The following is a 19243-nucleotide window of genomic DNA, read 5'->3' as shown; positions in this document are numbered from 1 at the left end:
ATTCGGGCGGCCGTCTCCAATCGAGCGGGGCAGTGCCGGGGTCGGTGGCTCGGGGTACTCTTCGGTCCATGAGTGCAGTCCGTCGCATCCTCGCCGCCGCAGCAGGCCTCGTCGTCACCGGCATCCTGGCTCTCGTGGGGTGGGAGCGCGTCCGGGCGAAGCGGGCCGCCGTCGCGGAGGGTCGGGTCCGGCTCAACGAGTTGCTGCCGGTGCACTCCAAGTGGTGGCGGGATGTGGCGCACGACCCGGGCGAGCTGCTGTACGTGGCCATCGGGGACAGCGCCGCCCAGGGCATCGGCGCGTCCGCGCCCAAGAACAGCTACGTCGGGATCATCGCCGACCACCTGCGCGCGGTCACCGGCCGCTCCGTGCGGGTCGTCAACCTGTCGGTGTCGGGCGCGACCGTCTCGCTCGCGGTGGCCGACCAGCTCCCGCGGTTCCTCGCGCTCGAGCCGGAGCCCGACATCGTGACCGTCTCGATCGGCGCCAACGACATCGCGGCGTTCGACCCGGTCCGCTTCCGCGAAGGGTTGCGGGCCGTGTTCGCGGCCGTGCCCGATCACGCGATCGTCGCCGACCTCCCCTACTTCTACCTGCCCTGGAACGAGCGGATCGTCGCCGAGGCGAACCAGATCCTGCGCGAGGAGGCAGCGTCACGCGGACTACCGGTGGCTCCGTTGCACTCCACCATGCGCCGCCAGGGCCTCCGCGGCGCCTTCACGCAGTTCGCGGAGGACCTCTTCCACCCCAACGACCACGGCTACCGCACCTGGGCGTCCGCGTTCCTCCCGGCGGTGACCGCGCGGGCGCGCGAACTGTACCCGCGCCACGGCGAGCAGGTGGCCGCGTCTCCGGAGTCGCTCAGCGCGTGAGCTGCGCCGGCGCGACGTGCGACAGGACGCGCCCCCAGGCCGGCACGATCGCCAGGTGACCCACGCCGGGCATTGTCTCCATCCGCGAGTCCGGTAGCGCCTTCTGGTACCAGGCGGCGTGCGCATGGCCGGCGATCGCATCCGCCTGCCCGGCGACGATCAACGTCTTCGCCGCGACATCGCCCAGCTCGAAACCCCACGGCCGCGCCGTGTAGCTCAGGATGTCGCCCGCGACTCCGCCGGTCCCCTGGCGGAACGCCTCCTTCAGCATCCGCCCCAGGCGGTCGTGGACGCCCCGGCCTGACAGCGCCTGCTGGTCCAGCGGTCCGACCCCGAGCATGTCCAGCGGAACCTCGCCCGGTTCGGCCGCCGACGCCACGGCATCCGCCTGCGGCTGCAGCATCCCGCTCAGCCGGCTCATCGCCTCGCCGGGCGCCATCGCGCCGAGCTCATCGGACAGCGCCTGGAGCTTCGGGTCGATCCACGGCACCGCTTCGTTGGGCGCTGGGGTCCCGACGATCGCGACCCGGTCGACGAGGTGTGGATGCCGTGCGGCGACCGCGAGCGCGACCCGGCCGCCGGCGGACCAGCCGACGACGCCGACCGTGCGCGGACGCGTCACCCCGATGACCGCCTCGGCCACGACGACAGACCGCAGGTACTCGGCGATGTCGTCGGCGGCCTGCGCGATGCTGGGCCAGCTCCCGAACGGCCACGGGTCGCTGGCGCCGTACCCGGGACGGTCGATCGCGACGATGTGCGCATTCCGTTCCGCCGAGGCGTCCGGGTCCGGGTCGAACACGGAGGCGCCCGGGGCGGGGTGGCAGAACACCACCAGACGTTCGGCGTCGGGATCCCCGAAGGTGGAGACGCCGACGGTGCGGCCGGAGCGGAGTGCGAACGTGCGGTCAGCCATGCGGCCCATTGTGCACGCGGCCAGTGCCTCGCAGAAGTGCTCACATCCACAGCGCATCATGAGATGTCCACAGGTCGCCGCGATCCTTCCTGCGATGACGGTGGCTCCCCGTAGTGTTGAGCCCGATCGAGGAGGTGCCGTGCCGAAGGCGTCAGTCAACTACCGCTGCTCCGACTGTGGCTGGTCCACTGCCAAGTGGGTGGGCCGCTGCCCGGAGTGCGACGCGTGGGGAACGCTCGCCGAGACGGCGCAGCCGACCGGCGTGCTGCGGGCGCTGAAACCCGTGACCATCGCCGCCGGCCGTGAGGCGCGCGCCATCACGGACATCCGCGCAGAGGGCACGCCGCGGCGCCCCAGCGGCATCGGAGAGTTCGACCGGGTGCTGGGCGGAGGCATCGTGCCCGGGGCGGCCATCCTGCTCAGCGGCGAGCCCGGGGTCGGCAAGTCGACCCTGCTGCTCGAGGTCGCATCCCGGGCCGCGCGAGCCCGCAACCGCGTGCTCTATGTGAGCGCCGAAGAGTCCGTGAGCCAGGTCAGGATGCGCGCCGAGCGCACCGGCGCCGTCCACGACGACCTGTTCCTGGCCTCCGAGACCGACCTCAGCACGATCATCGCGCAGATCGACGCGGTCGACCCCTCGCTCGTGATCGTCGACTCCGTGCAGACGGTGTCCAGCTCGGCCGGCGAGGGCATGGCCGGCGGCCCGAGCCAGGTGCGGGAGGTCGCCAGCACGCTGATCCGCATCGCCAAGGAGCGCGACCTGCCGGTGCTGATCGTCGGTCACGTCACCAAAGACGGCTCGATCGCCGGCCCCCGGCTGCTCGAGCACCTGGTGGATGTGGTGTGCCAGTTCGAGGGCGACCGCCAGACCGCACTCCGCTTCATCCGGGCGCTCAAGAACCGATTCGGGCCGACCGACGAGGTGGGCTGCTTCGAGATGGCGGGCGATGGCATCGCAGAAGTGCCCGACCCGAGCGGACTGTTCCTCAGCCGCAACACCACCCCGGTGTCCGGCACCTGCGTCACGGTGGCGATGGAGGGACGGCGGCCGTTGCCGGTCGAGGTCCAGGCCCTCGTCGTGGGCACGACGGCGCCGAACCCGCGCCGGGTGACCAACGGGGTCGACTCGTCCCGGGTCGCCATGCTGCTCGCGGTGCTCGAACGCCGAGCCGGCATCAAGCTCGGCGACAAAGACGTCTACGTCTCCACGGTCGGCGGCGTGCGGCTCACGGAACCGGGCGCCGACCTCGCGATCGCGCTCGCCATCGCGTCGGCGGCGACCGACCGTGCCATCCCGCACACCCTCGCCGCCTTCGGCGAGATCAGCCTGGCGGGCGAGATCCGCCCGGTGGTGAGCGGCAAACAGCGCACGGCGGAAGCGGCACGGCTCGGCTTCGCCACCCGGGTGGACGACCGGAGCGCCTCGATCCGCGAAGCGCTGCGACTCGCCTTCACCGCCGCATCCACCGACCGCGAGCGAGAACTCGATGCCGCATTCTGACCGGAACGTCGAACCGGCACCGCGCCGTTCGACGCACTGGTGACGACATCCGTCGACAGGAGGGACCCACCATGCCGCACTACGCCATCCTCATCTACTCCGACACCACCGCCGAGCACGACGCCGCCGAACTCGCCGAGCACGACCGGCACTCCGCCGACCTGATCGCGGGCGGGGCACTCACCGCCGCGTACGCACTCTCGACACCCGACACCGCCAAGTCCGTCCGCGGCGACGGGGTCACCGACGGCCCGTACACGGAGAGCAAAGAGCTCATCGCCGGAATCGGCATCATCGAGGCGCCCGACCTGGATGCCGCACTCGCCTGGGCGCGGCAGAACCCGGCGACCCGGCACGGCTCCGGCGTCGAAGTCCGCGAAGTCGTCGCCAGCTACGATCGGAGCGACAGCGCGTTCACTGCAGGATGAACTGCTTCGTCTCGGAACTCTTGATGCCCGAGACGCTCGTCTCCAGGTGGTACGACGCGCCCGCGGCAGGCACCTGCTCCCGCTTCGCCGCACACGTGGACGGGTCCGACCGCGTCCGGTCCCAGGTGATCGGCGCCTGCGAGGAGATCGTCTTGCCCGGTTGCAGCAGCACCTCCGCATCCACCTTGTCGCTTTGACAGTCGGTGGACTTCCAATAGACCTCCGTGCCGCTGGTGATCGTGAACACCTGCTGCGCCGTCCCCGCGTCGATGGTGCACGCCGACGACCCCGTGTTCGTCAAGGCCACCGAGAGCTGCGGCAGCTCCCCCGCCGCGTAGACGTCCTTGTCGGTGACCGCCTCCACCGTCACATCGGTCGGCTTGCAGGGCTGACCGGATGCGGATGCGCTGCTGGTCGGGATGGTGGTCGCCGCGGGCGTCGGCGCCGTGGTGCCGGTCGTCGCGGGAGCCTTCTTCGCGAGCTCGCCGTTCGAGGCGCCGGGACGAGCGACGATGAGCACGATGACCACCACGACAGCGATCACGCCGAGAAGGACGATGAGCCGACGACGCCAGTACACGTTGCTCGGCTGGGGGCCGACCGGGTTCTTGAACGTCGACATGCCCGCACTATAGCCAGCCGCTGCGGGGCGGACCGGCAGGCGCGCCCGGCCCCCGAGCAGCGCTCAGAGACGCTTCAGCATCCGCGTATTGCCCAGCGTGTTGGGCTTCACGCGGGCGAGGTCGAGGAACTCTGCGACCCCCTCGTCGTGCGACCGCACGAGCTCGGCGTACAGCTGAGGATCGACGGTCTCCTCACCCATGTCCTCGAACCCGTTCCGGGCGAAGAAACCGACCTCGAACGTGAGGCAGAACAGCCGGCTGAGCCCCAGCTCGCGGGCGTCCGCCTCCAGCCTCGCCAGGAGTGCGCGGCCCACGCCCTTGCCGAGCCACTCGTCCGACACCGCGAGCGTGCGCACCTCGGCCAGGTCGCTCCACATGACGTGCAGGGCTCCGCAGCCGATCAGCCGCCCCTCCGCATCCTCCGCCACCCGGAACTCCTGGACCGCCTCGTAGAACGTGACCGTCTCCTTGCCGAGCAGGATGCGTCGTTGCACCAGCGGCTCCACCAGCTCCTGGATGCGCTGCACGTCTCCCGTGCGCGCCCGTCGGATCCTGAACTCTGGTTCGCTCTCGCCCACGCAACCACCCTACCGAGTGCGCGAACATCGACCGGACGGCGGTCGCCGTCGGCACCCCCGGGCGTCCGCCGCGCGAACGCCGAGAGGGCCGGCCTTCCGAAGAAGACCGGCCCTCTCAGGTCGTGGATCGTGACGGATCAGTCGTTCGCCGCCAGGTCCGGCGTCGCCGGGCCGGTGCCGATCGCGGCCGCCGAGTTGATGCCGGCGCCGATCGGCTCCTTGCGGGCGGTCGTCGTGAAGACGAAGTCGCCGTCCGCGAAGTCGACGTGGACGTGGTCGCCCGCGTTCAGCTCGCCGTGCAGGATCTTCTCGCTCAGCCGGTCCTCGATCTCGTGCTGAACCGCGCGGCGGAGCGGGCGGGCGCCGAGCGTCGGGTCGAACCCGACGTCGATCAGCCGCTCCTTCGCCGGGACGGTCAGCTCGATGGTCATGTCACGGTCGAGCAGACGGGTCGACAGGCGCTTGATGAACAGGTCGACGATCTGCAGGAGCTCGCTCTTGTCCAGCTGCGGGAAGACGATGATCTCGTCGACCCGGTTCAGGAACTCGGGCTTGAAGTTCTTCTTCAGCTCCTCGTAGACCTTGCCGCGCATCCGGTCGTAGCCGGTCTGCGGGTCGCCCTCGATCTGGAACCCGACGGGACCGCCGGAGATGTCCTTCGTACCGAGGTTGGTGGTCATGATGATGACGGTGTTCTTGAAGTCGACCACGCGTCCCTGGCCATCAGTCAGACGTCCCTCCTCCAGGATCTGGAGCAGCGAGTTGAAGATGTCCGGGTGCGCCTTCTCGATCTCGTCGAACAGCACCACGCTGAACGGCTTGCGGCGGACCTTCTCGGTCAGCTGGCCGCCCTCCTCGAAGCCGACGAACCCGGGAGGGGCGCCGAACAGTCGGGAGACGGTGTGCTTCTCGCCGTACTCCGACATGTCGAGGGAGATCATCGCCGACTCGTCGTCGAACAGGAACTCGGCGAGCGCCTTCGCCAGCTCGGTCTTACCGACACCGGTGGGGCCGGCGAAGATGAACGAACCGGAGGGACGCTTCGGGTCCTTCAGGCCGGCGCGAGTGCGGCGGATGGTCTTGGAGAGCGCCGCGATGGCCTCCTCCTGACCGATGACCCGCTGGTGCAGCGCCTGCTCCATGTAGACCAGTCGTGCCGACTCCTCCTCGGTGAGCTTGAACACCGGGATGCCGGTCGCCTGGGCCAGCACCTCGGCGATGAGGCCCTCGTCGACCTCCGCCGTGGTCTTGACCTCGCCCGAGCGCCACTGCTTCTCGAGGCGCAACCGCTCGCCGAGGAGGTTCTTCTCCTCGTCGCGGAGGCTCGCGGCCTTCTCGAAGTCCTGGTCCTCGATCGCGGCCTCCTTCTGGGAGCGCACGGCGGCGATCTTGTCGTCGAACTCGCGCAGCTCCGGCGGGGCCGACAGGATCGACAGGCGCAGGCGGGCGCCGGCCTCGTCGATCAGGTCGATGGCCTTGTCCGGGAGGAAGCGGTCCTGGATGTAGCGGTCGGCCAGGTTGGCCGCCGCGACGATCGCGCCGTCGGTGATGGACACCTTGTGGTGCGCCTCGTACCGGTCGCGCAGCCCCTTGAGGATGTTGATCGCGTGGGGCAGCGACGGCTCGGCCACCTGGATGGGCTGGAAGCGGCGCTCGAGCGCGGCATCCTTCTCGAAGTGCTTGCGGTACTCGTCGAGCGTGGTCGCACCGATGGTCTGCAGCTCGCCACGGGCGAGGAGCGGCTTCAGGATGCTGGCCGCGTCGATCGCGCCCTCGGCAGCGCCCGCACCGACGAGGGTGTGGATCTCGTCGATGAACGTGATGATGTCGCCGCGCGTGCGGATCTCCTTGGTCACCTTCTTGAGGCGCTCCTCGAAGTCACCGCGGTAGCGGGAGCCGGCGATCAGCGAACCGAGGTCGAGCGTGTAGAGCTGCTTGTCCTTCAGCGTCTCCGGCACGTCGCCGCGGACGATCGCCTGGGCGAGTCCCTCGACGACGGCGGTCTTGCCGACGCCGGGCTCGCCGATCAGCACCGGGTTGTTCTTGGAGCGGCGCGACAGGATCTGCATGACGCGCTCGATCTCCTTCTCGCGCCCGATGACCGGGTCGAGCTTGTTGTCGCGCGCGGCCTGGGTGAGGTTGCGGCCGAACTGGTCGAGGATCTGGCTACCGGCCTGCGCGGTGTTCTGATCGTTGCCCCCGACCTGGACCTGCTCCTTGCCCTGGTAGCCCGAGAGCAGCTGGATGACCTGCTGGCGCACCCGGTTGAGGTCGGCGCCCAGCTTCACGAGAACCTGGGCGGCGACGCCCTCGCCCTCGCGGATGAGGCCGAGCAGGATGTGCTCCGTGCCGATGTAGTTGTGGCCGAGCTGGAGGGCCTCACGGAGGCTGAGCTCGAGAACCTTCTTGGCGCGCGGCGTGAACGGGATGTGGCCGGTCGGCTGCTGCTGGCCCTGGCCGATGATGTCCTGGACCTGCTCGCGCACGGCGTCGAGCGAGATGCCGAGCGACTCGAGGGCCTTGGCTGCGACGCCCTCGCCCTCGTGGATCAGGCCGAGCAGGATGTGCTCCGTCCCGATGTAGTTGTGGTTGAGCATCTTGGCCTCTTCCTGGGCCAGGACGACGACACGGCGGGCGCGGTCGGTGAATCTCTCGAACATGTCTACTCCTCGGCGACACCGTTGCAGGTTCGGCGTCGATACAAAGAGAGTAACCACCGCTCCCCCGCCTGCGTGGCCCTGTTCGCCGTGGGCGTGACGGCGTTCGCGGGACCGGGCGGATCGCAGCCGATCAGCCTTGACGGGCGCGCAGGGTCTCCGCTCGCCTGCGAGGCCGGCGGCGGCCAGACCGCCTGCCCGGGACGACCCGGGCCGACCTCTTCCCGGAACGACGCCGGAACGGCGAGGGACCGTAGAGGAGCAGCGCGACGACCGCGACCGCCCCCAGACCGGCGGGGAGCCACCACGGGAAAGGGGTCGAGGCGCGAGCTATGCGCTGATCGGCGTCCGCAGCGGGACCGTCGACCCGCTCCGCCTGGACCAGCAGACGGTGGGTGTTGACGTTGATCGGCGTACACGTCACCAGAGTCACCTGATCGCGCCCCGGCTCGATCCGGATCGAACTCATGTCTTCGGGGAGCACTGTCGAGATCGTGGCGACCCGGTACGTCAGTACCCGGTCGAGGACGGTGATGGTGAACGTGTCTCCGCGCCGAAGCCGGCTGAGATCGGTGAAGAGGCCGGCGGTGGGCAATCCGGAATGCGCGGACAGTACCGCGTGCGTCCCGGCGCCCCCGACGGGGAGCGACGAACCCATGAGGTGCCCGACACCGTTGTCCAGGGCGCTCGGCCCCGTTCCGTGGTAGATCGGAAGATCGGAGTTCATCGCGGGAATGTGCAGGCGCCCGATCACGTCGTCGTCGAGGCGCAACTGGCTTTCATAGTCGGCGGTGATCCGGGAGTCCGCGGTGCTCGGGGCGATGGAGTACGGATCCCAGAGTGCGCCCGGCGGGAGCGCAGCGTTGTAGGCCTCGGCCCGACGGAGCAGCTCTGCTTTGACGTTCGTCGGCGTTCGCGCGACCTCGTCGATGTGGGCGTCGAGCGCCGCCGACTGGGCGCGGTCGCTCAACCATGTGGCCGCGGCGGGATAGAGCATGACCACGACAGCAGCGGCGGCGATCGCCAGGAGCAGAGCCCGTCGCGGCCGTCGCGGTGCACGCTCGGTCACTCGTCGCGCGGACGCGCGGGCGCCCCGGCTGCCTCGGCCGGAGCCGGCCTTCGGCCTCGGCGGCGCAGCATGGCGGGCGCCCGTCCGAAGGGAGGTCGTTGTGGCCACGAGTCTCCTGTCGCTCGCGATCTGTTCTGAAGGTTGGAAGAACGGGGCGAGCCGGGATGCCGGCTCGCCCCGTTCGGGAGCGGTGCTCGAGCGGATTACGCTGCGGCGTCCGCCGTCCGGCGTGCGCGGAAGACGAAGAACACCACGCCGAGCAGGATCAGTGCTCCGCCGCCGTAGAAGAGGCCGGCGCTCCAGACCGATCCCGTGAAGGGCAGGGTGAAGCCGCCGTTGTGCGGGGAGTTCTCCACCGTCAGGTCGAGGACGGTGTCGGCGGCGCCGACGGAGACGCGGACCGGCTCAGCCAGCAGGCTGTACCCGGTGGGCGCCTTGGTCTCGGCGATCCAGTAGTACTGGAACGCCGGGTCGGTCGGAGCAACGGCCGCGCCGTCCATCCAGTCGGACTGACGCAGACCGGAGATGGTCAGCAGTCCGTTGCTGTCGGTCGTCCAGCTGGAGACCCCGGCGATCGAGATCGGGTTGGTGCCGGCCTTGGCGTCGGCCTGGGTCGCGAAGACCTGGAACGTCGCGCCCGCGAGCGTCGTCGAGGCGTTCGCCGACGAGACCTTCTTCAGGGTCACGTTGCCCCACTTGGTCTCCGGGTCGGTCGTGACGGTCGGGCCGCCGGGCTGGCCGGGAGTGAGCGAGAAGCTGGCCTGATTGGGGTAGATGTAGGCCTTGTTGTCGATGACGCCGACAGCGTTGACCGCCGTGTCGATGTCGACCTTGACCTTCTTGCCGCTGTTGGCAGCGAGCTTGGTGAGGCCGGCGGGGAGGAAGTCCACCGTCACGGTCTCGGGCGATCCCGTGACGGTGAGGGTGTAGTCGGTGCCGGCGACGAGCGCGGTCCCGTCATCGAAGGACACCTTCGTGGCCTTGTGCGAGAGCTTCGCGTCGAGAGGGTCGACGATGCGGTAGCCGTCGATGGCGGGCAGGTCGGGGATATCCGCCAGGATCGTCCAGGTGACGGTGTCGCCGAGCTTGATGGCCGCCGTGTCCTCGACCGTCTTGTCACCACGCGTGATCGCGTTCTTCGGATAGACGTGAACGTTGTAGAGCCACTTGTCCAGCGCGGTCGGATCGGTCAGCGGAACCGTGATGAGGAACGGCGCAGCCGGCGTCGCGCCCGCAGGGTAGACCGTCTCCGTGACGAGGTACACGCCGAGCGGAAGGGTCGAGGCGGTGGCGGAACCGTCCGCCGCGGTCGTCACAGTGGTGGTGTATCCGCCGGCGGCGGTGGCCGCTGCGGCGGGGGTGAGCGACTTGAGTGCGGACCAGCCGGCATTGGTGGTGAGGTCGTACGTCGCAGGGTCGATCTGCTTGAGCGAGAATCCGACGCCGGCGAGCGGGGTGAGCCCGGTCACCGTCTGCTGCGTGCCGTTGTTCGGGAGGTTGGTCGGTGTCGCCGGCTGCTCGTACTTGTGGATCGTGATCGACCCGGTCGCCGAAGGGTCGACCGTCGACGGTGAGCCGGCGGCCGAGGCCGCTCCTGCGAAGCCGAGCGCGAGAACCGCGCCGACGAGCAGCGCGGACGCGGCCTGCGTCGCCCTGCGATGGGGGATGAATCGCACCGTTTTCCTACTTTCTGTTCTGGTGTGCAAGGTCGGCCCGGCTGATGCCGGGGCGTCTGAGGGGGCGTCGCAGCAGCACGCAGGCGGCTGCGACGGCCAGGAGGGTGAGGATCGCGGCCAACGACAGCGGAGAGATCGAACGCGACCCGGCGAAGGGCAGGGTCAGCGGCTGCCCGTCCTGGATCGTGATCGTCGTGCCGGCCGCCGACACCTGTGGCCGGAGCGTCTGCGGATCGAGGGTGAGCGTGCCGTCCACTGCCACGGTGAACCGAATGGGCGCGGCGAGGAGGGTATGCGCGGCGGGCGCCTTCGTTTCCTCCAACCAGTACGTTCCTGCGGAGAGACCGCCGATGGAACTGGCTCCGATGTCACCCGCGACCGGGGTCAAGGCACCGTTTGCGAGGGGTGCGCCGGCGCTGCCTCCGGCGTCCGTGAGGAGCCTGAAGGCCGCACCATCGAGGGGCAGGCTCTCACCGTCGCGCCACCCCAGCTTGCGAACCACCAGTTCGACGACTGTGATGGGCGTCGTCGTGGTGCAGGCGTCCGCGCACGAACCACCCGCGGACGTCGAGGCGACTGTGTTCACCAGCCGGAGGTTTCCCGTCGGCGGGCTCTTGACCGTCACGGAGTAGCGGATCGTCACGGTCTGCCCTGCTGGAAGGGCGCCATCCCATCGAAGCGTGGTCGGGTTCTCGAGGAACGCCCCTCCCGTTGCGTCGTTGCCGTACACGGCATCGTCGAGCACGTCCGTGAGATCGTCGCGGACGATCGCCTGCCCGGGAGGGAAGTCGACCTGGCCGGTGTTCTGCACCGTGAGCGTGTAAGTGACGCGCTGTCCGGGGACCGCGGCGGCAGCGTCCGCAGCCTTGGAATAGGTGAACGACGGGGCGGCGGTGAGGTCCGTCGTCGCTTGGGATTGGTTGTTGGCGGTGCTGGGGTCGGTGTCGGCGCCGTAGACGCTGGCCTTATTCGTGACGTTGACCCCGTGCTGAGTCGGTGCCGTCGCCGCCAGGACGATGGGACCGAACGTCGATCCGGCGTCCAGGACCGATGGAAGGAGGACTTGAGTGCCGCCCCCGGCCGGATCGGCCACCCACGTCGTGCCGTTCCGGGCGATCGAGAACCCCGGCGGTGCCTTCGCGCACGTCAACGTGGTGCCGCCGAGGCTGCAGCCCGGGGGCGCGCTGACCAGGCGGGCGTTGGTCATCCCGGCCGGGAGGGCATCCTCGATCACGAATCCGTGGGAGTCCGCGTCTCCGCGGTTGGTGACGTTCAGGGTCCAGGTGATATCCGCGCCCGCGGGCACTGTGGCAGGACCGGTTTTGGCGATGGCGAGGTCGGCGACCGGGATCAGCGTGCTGACGGAGAATGCGGGACCGCGCTGAGTGCCCGGCGGTAGGACGTTGCCCGACACATAGTCGCGCAGCATGCCCTTGTAGGTGGATGTGAAGGTGACGCTGCTGACCAGGCCACCGACCTGAACGGTGTTGCTGCCGGGAACCGGCGTCGCCGGTGAGGAGGTCGTCGACGTGCAACCTGCCTGTGCGTTCGTATACAGGTAGTTGGTGTCGGCCTTCAGCGTGTTCCCGGAGAGCGTCGTGGCAGAGCCGATCGAAACAGGGGTGATCTGGCTGGCCCCCGTGGCGATTCCGTTCACCTGGGTGATCGTGAAGTCGTTCCAGAAGATCGAGCAGGAGAGGAAGGACGCTCCCTGCCACCACACCCATCGACTTGATCCGGAGCTGAGCAGCAGCTGCGGGTTGGCCACCGGATGGGGGAAGGTCACCGTGTACGTCGACGTGGCGCAGTCCGCGATCGTCTTGGCGACCGTCTTTCCGTACAGACAGTTATTGACCTCTTGGACCCGGGAATACGTGGGCGCGGCCGGGTAGTTGGCTGTCTGAGTCTCGAACCCGGCGGTCTGGGATGTCGTCGCGATCGAGCCGAACTGAGCGAACGTGCCCGGCATGGGGGCGGTTCCGGTGAAGGCATTCGCGTTCGACCAGGTTCCGAGCTGTGGAGTGAAGCCGCTCGTCGCCGAAAGAGGGGTGATCCCGAGCGGATCGAGGCCCGTGGGGTCGGAGGTCGCCGAGACGCCGCCGTCCTGTGCTTGATCCGCTGCGCCGGCTGCCGATGCGCTCGGCGGGGTGAACTGGAACGCAACGAGCGCGGCAGCGAGAGCCAGGGACGTCGTCGCGACCGCACTGCGGACGACATTCCAACGCGACAGCCGATGACGCGCGCGCTGTGAGCCGAGAAAGCGGCCTTGTGACACGGAGAACCTCTAAACGATGTGAGCTGGATGATGCAGCGCACCTCGTTCGATGCCTGCATAAGTGAAGACGCAGGCGCGCGCCGACCATGACGCGGGTTTCTCGGAAAAGAGGTTATTTACCTGACAGCGGCGAGAGGCACCCGGGCGTCCGGCAGCCGAACGGTTGCTTCCGCCCCGCGCACGACGCCACTCGGAGTGGCCATGACTGTCGTATGAGGCACGAAGTCCCTCGTGCACACTCCGCCCGGCGCCGGCGCCGGCGTGGCTTCGAGCTCGTGGGGCGAGACCCGTGCGATCGTCGCGATCTTCGGAGGGCAGCTCGAACTTCCGTACAGGACGATGGCGACCTGCGCGCCGCCGTCGAGCCAGGTGGCCCAGGCCGCTCCGCCCGCACTGCTCTCCGGCGGCCGCACTCCTCTCGGCTCGCCCGCATAGTCCTCGACGGGTCCTCCCGACACTCGCGAGCACGCGACCAGCACCGTGAGGACGAGGACGGCGGCAGATACGACGGCGAGAAAGCGGCTCCTGGACTGCGGCACCCCATCATCATAAGAAGCCCCACCTCCTGCTCCACGACGATCCGCGCCTAAAATGTCGCTATGAGCAATCTGGAGCGCGATCCGGCGGAATCGGTCGGCGGCTCCGTGCTCACCGACGACGCAGTCGAGGTCCTCGAGCCCCGCGATGTTCCGCTCGGGGGCCCGCGGGCGATGACGGTGCGCCGCACGCTGCCGCAGCGTCGGCGATCGCTGATCGGCGGCTGGTGCTTCATCGACCATTACGGCCCGGACGACGTCTCGGTCAGCGGTGGGATGCGCGTGCCGCCGCATCCTCACACCGGCCTGCAGACGGTCAGCTGGCTGTTCGAGGGCGAGATCGACCACCGCGACAGCGTGGGAAGTCATGCGCTCGTGCGCCCGGGCGAGCTGAACCTGATGACGGCAGGGCACGGCATCAGCCACTCAGAGGTCTCGACGGAGCGCACCTCGCGGCTGCACGGTGTGCAGCTCTGGGTCGCGCTCCCGACGGCGTCCCGTGACGTCGCGCCGTTCTTCGAGCACCACACCCCCGTCGAGGGGCGCATCGGCGCGACGAGCGTGAGAACCTTCGTCGGCTCCCTCGCAGGCAGCGGCACCACAGCGACGGTGTTCTCTCCGTTGGTGGGCGCCGAGCTCACCGTGCCCGGCGGGACAGCGGTCGAGATCCCGGTCGACGCGGGCTTCGAGCACGGTCTGCTCGTCGACGCGGGCGCCGTCACGGTCGAGGGCGTCGAGGTGCCGATCTCGCATCTCGCCTACCTGCGTCCCGGCCGGTCGACCATCTCTGTGGAGGCGGAGACGGATGCTCGCCTTGTCCTCCTGGGCGGCGAGCCGCTCGGCGAGCAGATCGTCATGTGGTGGAACTTCATCGGCCGGTCGCACGACGAGATCGTCGCCTTCCGCGCGGACTGGCAGGCGGACGTCATCGCCGGCGACGACGGCGATGGCCGCTTCGGCACGGTGGCGGGCTACGACGGGTCGGCGCTTCCCGCGCCCGAACTTCCCACCGTCCGCTTGCGTCCGCGCGGCTGACCGTCTTTCCTCCACAGCGTCGACCCCTGCCGACCTCTCCACAGATTTCGACCGTCTCGCACGCTCCAGGTCGTCCGGGCCTCACACTAGGGCACATGCATGCGAATCCGTTGCTTCTGCATGCACAATTCATTACCCTCGACCTATGGGAGTCACCGTGCAAGTCAGAGACCTTGATCCGGTCGTCAACGACCGCCTGAAGAACGCAGCCGCCGCCAAGGGGCTGTCGTACTCGGAGTACCTGCGTCGAGAGCTCACCCGGATCGCCGAGAAGCTGCGGCTGGAGGAGCGCTGGCGCGAGCTGACCGCCGAGCAGCGGGAACAGGCGGAGACGCGGGCACCGGCACTGTCGGTCGCCCCTCGGCCTTCGATCGGTACGGAGGAGATCCTCCAGGTCATCCGCGACGAGCGGAACGACCGGTGATCGCCGCCGTGATGGACTGCAGCGCTCTGGTCAGACTCCTCCTCGACGGAGGGCCGGAGGCGCTGCAGCAGGAACCCGAGTTCGAAGACTGCCTGTTCGTGGCACCGCATCTGGTCGACCCCGAATTCCTGAGTGCCGTCCGGCGGCTCGCGCTGCGGCATCCCGAACATGCCCCCGGTTTCGAGCGCGTCGTGCTCGACTTCTACCGGCTCCACATCATGCGCGTCGAACACGAGCCGTTGTGGTCCGGGGCATGGCGTTGGCGCGACAACCTGAGCTCTTACGATGCCATGTACGTCGCTCTTGCTCGGCTGCTCGAGCTCCCGCTCGTCACGGCCGACGACCGTCTGGCGGCGGCGGCCGACGAATGGTGCGAGGTACGTCGGCTCAGCGAGCTGCGAGCCCCCTGACCTCACTGCAGGGCGGACGTCAACCGTGCGAGATTGTCGAGCACGGTGCTGCGCAGCGGCTGCCTCATCCACTCGTCCAACGTGAGCTGGCGGCTGTCTCGACGGTAGCCGGCTTCGACCCGACGCATCTCCTCGACGAAGGAACGGCCTCGCACCATGAGCGAGACCTCCATGTTCAGCTGGAAGGAGCGCATATCCATGTTGCTCGACCCGATGACGGCGACATCGTCGTCGATCGTGAAGTGCTTCGCATGAAGGATGTACGGAGCCTTGTACATCCAGATCTTCACCCCGGCGCGCAGCAGTGCCTCGTAGTACGACCGCTGCGCGTGATAGACGAGAGCCTGGTCGCCGATCTCCGAGACGAAGAGCTCGACGTGGATGCCCCGCTGCACGGCGGAGGTGATCGCCATCAGCATCGACTCGTCCGGGACGAAGTACGGCGAGGTGATCACGATCCGCTCCTGCGCGTAGTACAGGAGCGCGAGGAACAGCCGCAGGTTGTTCTCGCCGGCGAACCCGGGACCGGAGGGCACGACCTGGGCGTCGAGCTCGTTTTCCTCGATCTCGTCTGTGATCGGCTCTGTCTCCCGGCGCAACAGCTCGTCCGTCTCGCTGTACCAGTCGGTGATGAAGATCGCGTTGAGACCCGCGACGATGGGCCCTTCGAGGCGGACGATGAGCTCTTTCCACTTGAGCCCGCGCCGGATGTTCGACTTCTTGTTGTAGCTGCGATCGATCACGTTCTGCGAGCCCATGAACGCGACCCGGCCGTCCACGATCAGGAGCTTGCGGTGGTTGCGCAGGTCCGGACGCTGATACCGGCCCCGGAGTGGCTGGACGGGGAGCATGAGCTGCCACTTGGCGCCGATGGCGGTCAGCCGCCTCAGCGTGCGCTTGTAATCCGGAGTGCGGAGCGAGGCGATGTGGTCGAGGAGGACGCGGACGGTCACACCGCGCTTGACCGCATCCTCGAGGGCGTCGAAGAACGGGCCCGTCGTCTTGTCGAGCGTCAGGATGTAGAACTCGACGTGCACGTACCGGCGTGCGGTGCGGATCTCATCCGCCATCGAGTCGAGCGACCCCTGATAGTCGCCGTTCAGCGTCGCCCTGTTGCCGCCGACCAAGGGCATGGCGCCCAGCTTGCGGTTGAGCTCGACGACGCCCTCCAGCCACGGCGGCCACGGGTGATCGCGACGCACGCGCTCGATGCCCTCCGTGCTGTCGATGATGAAGCGGTTGATCTCCTCCTGCTTCCGCCGGCGCCGCTTCGGCAGCTTGTAGCTGCCGATCAGCAGGAAGAAGAGGATGCCGATGTACGGGATGAGGAAGATCGCCAGCAACCACGCCGTGGCAGACGTGGGCTTCCGGTTGCGCGGCACGATGATGATCGCCAGGACGCGGATCACGAAGTCGAGGAGCAGGGCCAGCCAGATCGAGACCGAGACCCAGAAACCCGTCTCCATCCCGACGTCCCTCCTACGAGCGCAGAAGGACGCGGCGGCGTCCCCAGAGCTACCGTAGCGGACCGGTGGAGGTCGGCCGGTTCAGGCCTTCGGTGCGAGACCGCGACGGGCGCGCTCTTCCGCCTCGAGGCGGGCGTACGCCTTGCGCTCATTGCGGTCGGCACGGACGATCGCGCGCATGATCGCCCAGAACAGCAGACCGACCAGCACGGTCGGTGCGAGAGCCCAGACGATACCGCTGATGACGTCGTTCATAACGGCTCCATGCTAACCCGGGAGGCTGGGAGGCGCGTCCTCCGCGCCACGCCGGTGTTACTTGACGAGCGGGAAGAGGATCGTCTCGCGGATGCCCAACCCCGTGAGAGCCATGAGCAGGCGGTCGATGCCCATGCCCATGCCTCCCGTGGGCGGCATGCCGAACTCCAGCGCCCGCAGGAACTCCTCGTCGAGGCGCATCGCCTCGTTGTCGCCGGCGGCCGCGAGCTTCGCCTGCTCGATGAAACGCTCGCGCTGCACGACGGGGTCGACGAGCTCGGAGTACCCGGTGGCCAGCTCGAAACCGCGCGTATACAGATCCCACTTCTCCACGACGCCCTCGCGCGAACGGTGGGCGCGCACGAGCGGGCTCGTGTCGACAGGGAAGTCCATGACGAAGGTCGGGCGCACGAGGTCCGTCTTCACGTGGTGCTCCCACAGTTCCTCGACGTACTTGCCGGCCAGCGGGTGCTCGATCTCGATACCGCCCTCCGCGGCGAGCTCGCGCAGGCGCTCGATCGGAGTCTCCGGCACGATCTCCTCACCGATCGCCTCGGACAGGCTGTCGTACATACGGATGCGGTCCCACTCGCCGCCCAGGTCGTATTCGGTGCCATCCGCCCACGTGACGACGTGCGATCCGGAGATCGCGACGGCCGCGTCCTGGATCAGAGTCTGGGTGAGGTCGGCGATGGAGTTGTAGTCGCCGTAGGCCTGATACGCCTCGAGCATGGCGAACTCGGGAGAGTGCGTGGAGTCCGCGCCCTCGTTGCGGAAGTTGCGGTTGATCTCGAACACCCGGTCGATGCCGCCGACGACCGCGCGCTTCAGGTACAGCTCCGGCGCGATGCGCAGGTAGAGGTCCGTGTCGAAAGCGTTCGAGTGCGTGACGAACGGACGGGCGGAGGCGCCGCCGTGCATGACCTGCAGCATCGGCGTCTCGACCTCGACGAAGTCGCGCTCCGCGAAGGTGCGACGCAGGCTGGCGACCGCCGTCGCGCGGTCGATGACGGTCTTGCGCGCCTGCTCCCGGGCGATGAGGTCCAGGTAGCGCGCGCGGACCCGCGTCTCCTCGCTCAGCTCGTTGTGCAGGTTGGGCAGCGGCAGCAGGGCCTTGGCGGCGATGCGCCACTCCTGCGCCATCACCGAGAGCTCCCCGCGACGGCTCGACAGGACCTCTCCCGAGACGAACACGTGGTCGCCCAGGTCGACGAGCTCCTTCCACGCCACGAGCGACTCCTCGCCGACCGCCGCGAGCGAGACCATGACCTGGATGCGCGAGCCGTCACCGGCCTGCAGCACCGCGAAGCAGAGCTTGCCGGTGTTGCGCAGGTGCACGACACGGCCGGCGATTCCGACGATCTCGCCGGAGGCCTGGTCGGCCACAAGGTGACCCCACTTCTCGCGGACCGCCGGGATGGTCGTGGTCACCGGGACCTGCACCGGATACGCTCCAGCGCCCGCGTCCGTCGACTCGGCCAGCAGGCGGTCCCGCTTACTGAGCCGGACCGCCTTCTGCTCGCTGATCTCGTCCTCGCCGAGCTGGTCGTCGCCCAGGTCGGCCGCGGTGGTCTGCGCGTCGGTCATCGGTGTCTTTCCGTTCGAAGGGGCGGTGGGTGGTCGCTCAGGTCACGTCGTGAGGCGTGCGTTGTCGATCAGCCGGGTGGTTCCGACCCGGGCGGCGATCAGCATCAGGGCGGGACCGTGGTGGTCGGGCGACGCCTCCCGGAAGGTCTCCGGGTCGACGACCGCCAGATAGTCAAGCTTAACCGCTGGCTCGGCGGCCACTCGCGCGTGCGCCGCGGCGAGCGCCTCGCCCACACCGGCCACCGCCGCGGCCGCCGCCTCGGCCAGCGCGCGCGAGAGCGTCAGCGCGGCGAGCCGGTCGCCTTCCTCCAGGTAGCGGTTGCGGCTCGACAGCGCCAGCCCGTCGGGCTCGCGGACGGTGTCGACCACGGCGATCGATACCGGCAGGTTCAGGTCGTCGACCATGCGCCCGATGACGTGCACCTGCTGTGCGTCCTTCTGGCCGAACACCGCCACGTCGGGCTGCACGATGTTGAAGAGCTTGCTGACGACCGTCAGGACACCGTCGAAGTGCCCGGGACGCGACGAACCCTCGAAGAGCGCACCCGAGGCACCCGCAGTCACACGCGTCTCCGACGGTCCGTGCGGGTACATCTCGGACGCCGTCGGCGCGAAGACGATGTCGGCGAGCCCTTCGAGGGCCGCCACGTCGGCGTCCAGCGTGCGCGGGTAACGGTCGAGGTCCTCACCCGGGCCGAACTGGAGCGGGTTGACGAAGATCGACACGACCACGAAGCCGCCGAGATCCCGCGCGCTCGACACGAGCCGCAGGTGACCGTCGTGCAGGGCCCCCATCGTCGGCACCAGGACGACGCGGCCGACGGGCGCGTCGGCGGGTCCGTCCAGACGCGCGGCACGACGGGCCTCGGCGACCCGTGCCCGCAGCTCGGCGATGGTGGTGATGATCTCTGGCATTCGCGTCCCTCCGGCCGGTC

Annotated in this window: 18 protein-coding genes; 7 read left to right on the top strand and 11 right to left on the bottom strand. The window is 68.9% G+C overall.

Annotation, left to right across the window (positions count from 1 at the left end; all coding sequences use genetic code 11):
• Positions 1-68 precede the first annotated feature (68 nt).
• The gene (locus tag ACR9Y5_RS03935; RefSeq protein WP_481296749.1) at positions 69-872 is read left to right on the top strand and encodes an SGNH/GDSL hydrolase family protein; all 804 of its coding nucleotides are present in this window, start codon (positions 69-71) and stop codon (positions 870-872) included.
• Here ACR9Y5_RS03935 and ACR9Y5_RS03930 read toward each other — a convergent pair.
• Positions 862-1788, bottom strand: coding sequence for an alpha/beta fold hydrolase (locus ACR9Y5_RS03930; RefSeq protein ID WP_481296748.1), 927 nt, complete (start codon positions 1786-1788; stop codon positions 862-864). The genes ACR9Y5_RS03935 and ACR9Y5_RS03930 overlap by 11 nt on opposite strands.
• Positions 1789-1927: 139 nt before the next feature.
• Here ACR9Y5_RS03930 and radA point away from each other — a divergent pair, with 139 nt between their 5' ends.
• Together radA and ACR9Y5_RS03920 are read left to right on the top strand one after the other, a co-directional pair.
• The gene (gene radA / locus ACR9Y5_RS03925) at positions 1928-3289 is read left to right on the top strand and encodes a DNA repair protein RadA (RefSeq protein ID WP_481296747.1); all 1362 of its coding nucleotides are present in this window, start codon (positions 1928-1930) and stop codon (positions 3287-3289) included.
• Between the two features lie 71 nt (positions 3290-3360).
• Complete coding sequence (locus tag ACR9Y5_RS03920; protein ID WP_481296746.1) at positions 3361-3717, top strand: YciI family protein; 357 nt, start codon at positions 3361-3363, stop codon at positions 3715-3717.
• Here the strand turns inward: ACR9Y5_RS03920 and ACR9Y5_RS03915 are convergent.
• From ACR9Y5_RS03915 to ACR9Y5_RS03890, 6 genes are all read right to left on the bottom strand, one after another.
• Positions 3704-4339: a hypothetical protein gene (locus tag ACR9Y5_RS03915; protein WP_481296745.1), complete on the bottom strand. Its 636-nt coding sequence runs from the start codon at positions 4337-4339 to the stop codon at positions 3704-3706. The genes ACR9Y5_RS03920 and ACR9Y5_RS03915 overlap by 14 nt on opposite strands.
• Positions 4340-4402: 63 nt before the next feature.
• Positions 4403-4918 (bottom strand): amino-acid N-acetyltransferase, encoded by a 516-nt coding sequence (locus ACR9Y5_RS03910; protein WP_481296744.1) that lies wholly within the window; start codon positions 4916-4918, stop codon positions 4403-4405.
• 137 nt (positions 4919-5055) lie between these two features.
• Positions 5056-7578, bottom strand: a complete 2523-nt coding sequence (locus tag ACR9Y5_RS03905) for an ATP-dependent Clp protease ATP-binding subunit (protein WP_481296743.1) — start codon at positions 7576-7578, stop codon at positions 5056-5058.
• Between the two features lie 130 nt (positions 7579-7708).
• On the bottom strand, positions 7709-8644 hold the full coding sequence (locus ACR9Y5_RS03900) for a class C sortase (RefSeq protein ID WP_481296742.1): 936 nt from the start codon (positions 8642-8644) through the stop codon (positions 7709-7711).
• Between the two features lie 203 nt (positions 8645-8847).
• On the bottom strand, positions 8848-10320 hold the full coding sequence (locus tag ACR9Y5_RS03895) for a SpaH/EbpB family LPXTG-anchored major pilin (protein ID WP_481296741.1): 1473 nt from the start codon (positions 10318-10320) through the stop codon (positions 8848-8850).
• A 7-nt stretch (positions 10321-10327) separates the two neighbouring features.
• Positions 10328-12289 (bottom strand): DUF7927 domain-containing protein, encoded by a 1962-nt coding sequence (locus tag ACR9Y5_RS03890; protein WP_481296740.1) that lies wholly within the window; start codon positions 12287-12289, stop codon positions 10328-10330.
• Between the two features lie 537 nt (positions 12290-12826).
• Here ACR9Y5_RS03890 and ACR9Y5_RS03885 point away from each other — a divergent pair.
• The 4 genes from ACR9Y5_RS03885 to ACR9Y5_RS03870 all read left to right on the top strand — a co-directional run bounded on the left by ACR9Y5_RS03885 (position 12827) and on the right by ACR9Y5_RS03870 (position 15000).
• On the top strand, positions 12827-13030 hold the full coding sequence (locus tag ACR9Y5_RS03885; protein WP_481296739.1) for a hypothetical protein: 204 nt from the start codon (positions 12827-12829) through the stop codon (positions 13028-13030).
• 164 nt (positions 13031-13194) lie between these two features.
• Positions 13195-14166, top strand: coding sequence for a pirin family protein (locus tag ACR9Y5_RS03880; RefSeq protein WP_481296738.1), 972 nt, complete (start codon positions 13195-13197; stop codon positions 14164-14166).
• A 145-nt stretch (positions 14167-14311) separates the two neighbouring features.
• Positions 14312-14590, top strand: coding sequence for a FitA-like ribbon-helix-helix domain-containing protein (locus ACR9Y5_RS03875; RefSeq protein ID WP_481296737.1), 279 nt, complete (start codon positions 14312-14314; stop codon positions 14588-14590).
• Complete coding sequence (locus tag ACR9Y5_RS03870) at positions 14587-15000, top strand: type II toxin-antitoxin system VapC family toxin (protein ID WP_481296736.1); 414 nt, start codon at positions 14587-14589, stop codon at positions 14998-15000. The genes ACR9Y5_RS03875 and ACR9Y5_RS03870 overlap by 4 nt, the downstream gene beginning before the upstream one ends.
• A 2-nt stretch (positions 15001-15002) precedes the next feature.
• On the opposite strand, the gene cls is transcribed toward ACR9Y5_RS03870, so the two are convergent.
• The 4 genes from cls to panC all read right to left on the bottom strand — a co-directional run bounded on the left by cls (position 15003) and on the right by panC (position 19223).
• Positions 15003-16466, bottom strand: a complete 1464-nt coding sequence (gene cls, locus ACR9Y5_RS03865) for a cardiolipin synthase (RefSeq protein WP_481296735.1) — start codon at positions 16464-16466, stop codon at positions 15003-15005.
• An 81-nt stretch (positions 16467-16547) separates the two neighbouring features.
• Positions 16548-16721, bottom strand: coding sequence for a hypothetical protein (locus ACR9Y5_RS03860; RefSeq protein ID WP_310131373.1), 174 nt, complete (start codon positions 16719-16721; stop codon positions 16548-16550).
• Between the two features lie 57 nt (positions 16722-16778).
• A complete protein-coding gene (gene lysS / locus ACR9Y5_RS03855) occupies positions 16779-18308 on the bottom strand; it encodes a lysine--tRNA ligase (RefSeq protein ID WP_481296734.1) in 1530 nt (509 codons plus the stop codon).
• Positions 18309-18350: 42 nt separating this feature from the next.
• Complete coding sequence (panC, locus tag ACR9Y5_RS03850) at positions 18351-19223, bottom strand: pantoate--beta-alanine ligase (RefSeq protein WP_481296733.1); 873 nt, start codon at positions 19221-19223, stop codon at positions 18351-18353.
• Between the last annotated feature and the right edge of the window lie 20 nt (positions 19224-19243).

Source organism: Leifsonia sp. KNZ13-11D (assembly GCF_056754895.1).
This window is presented reverse-complemented; position numbering and strand designations above follow the sequence as displayed.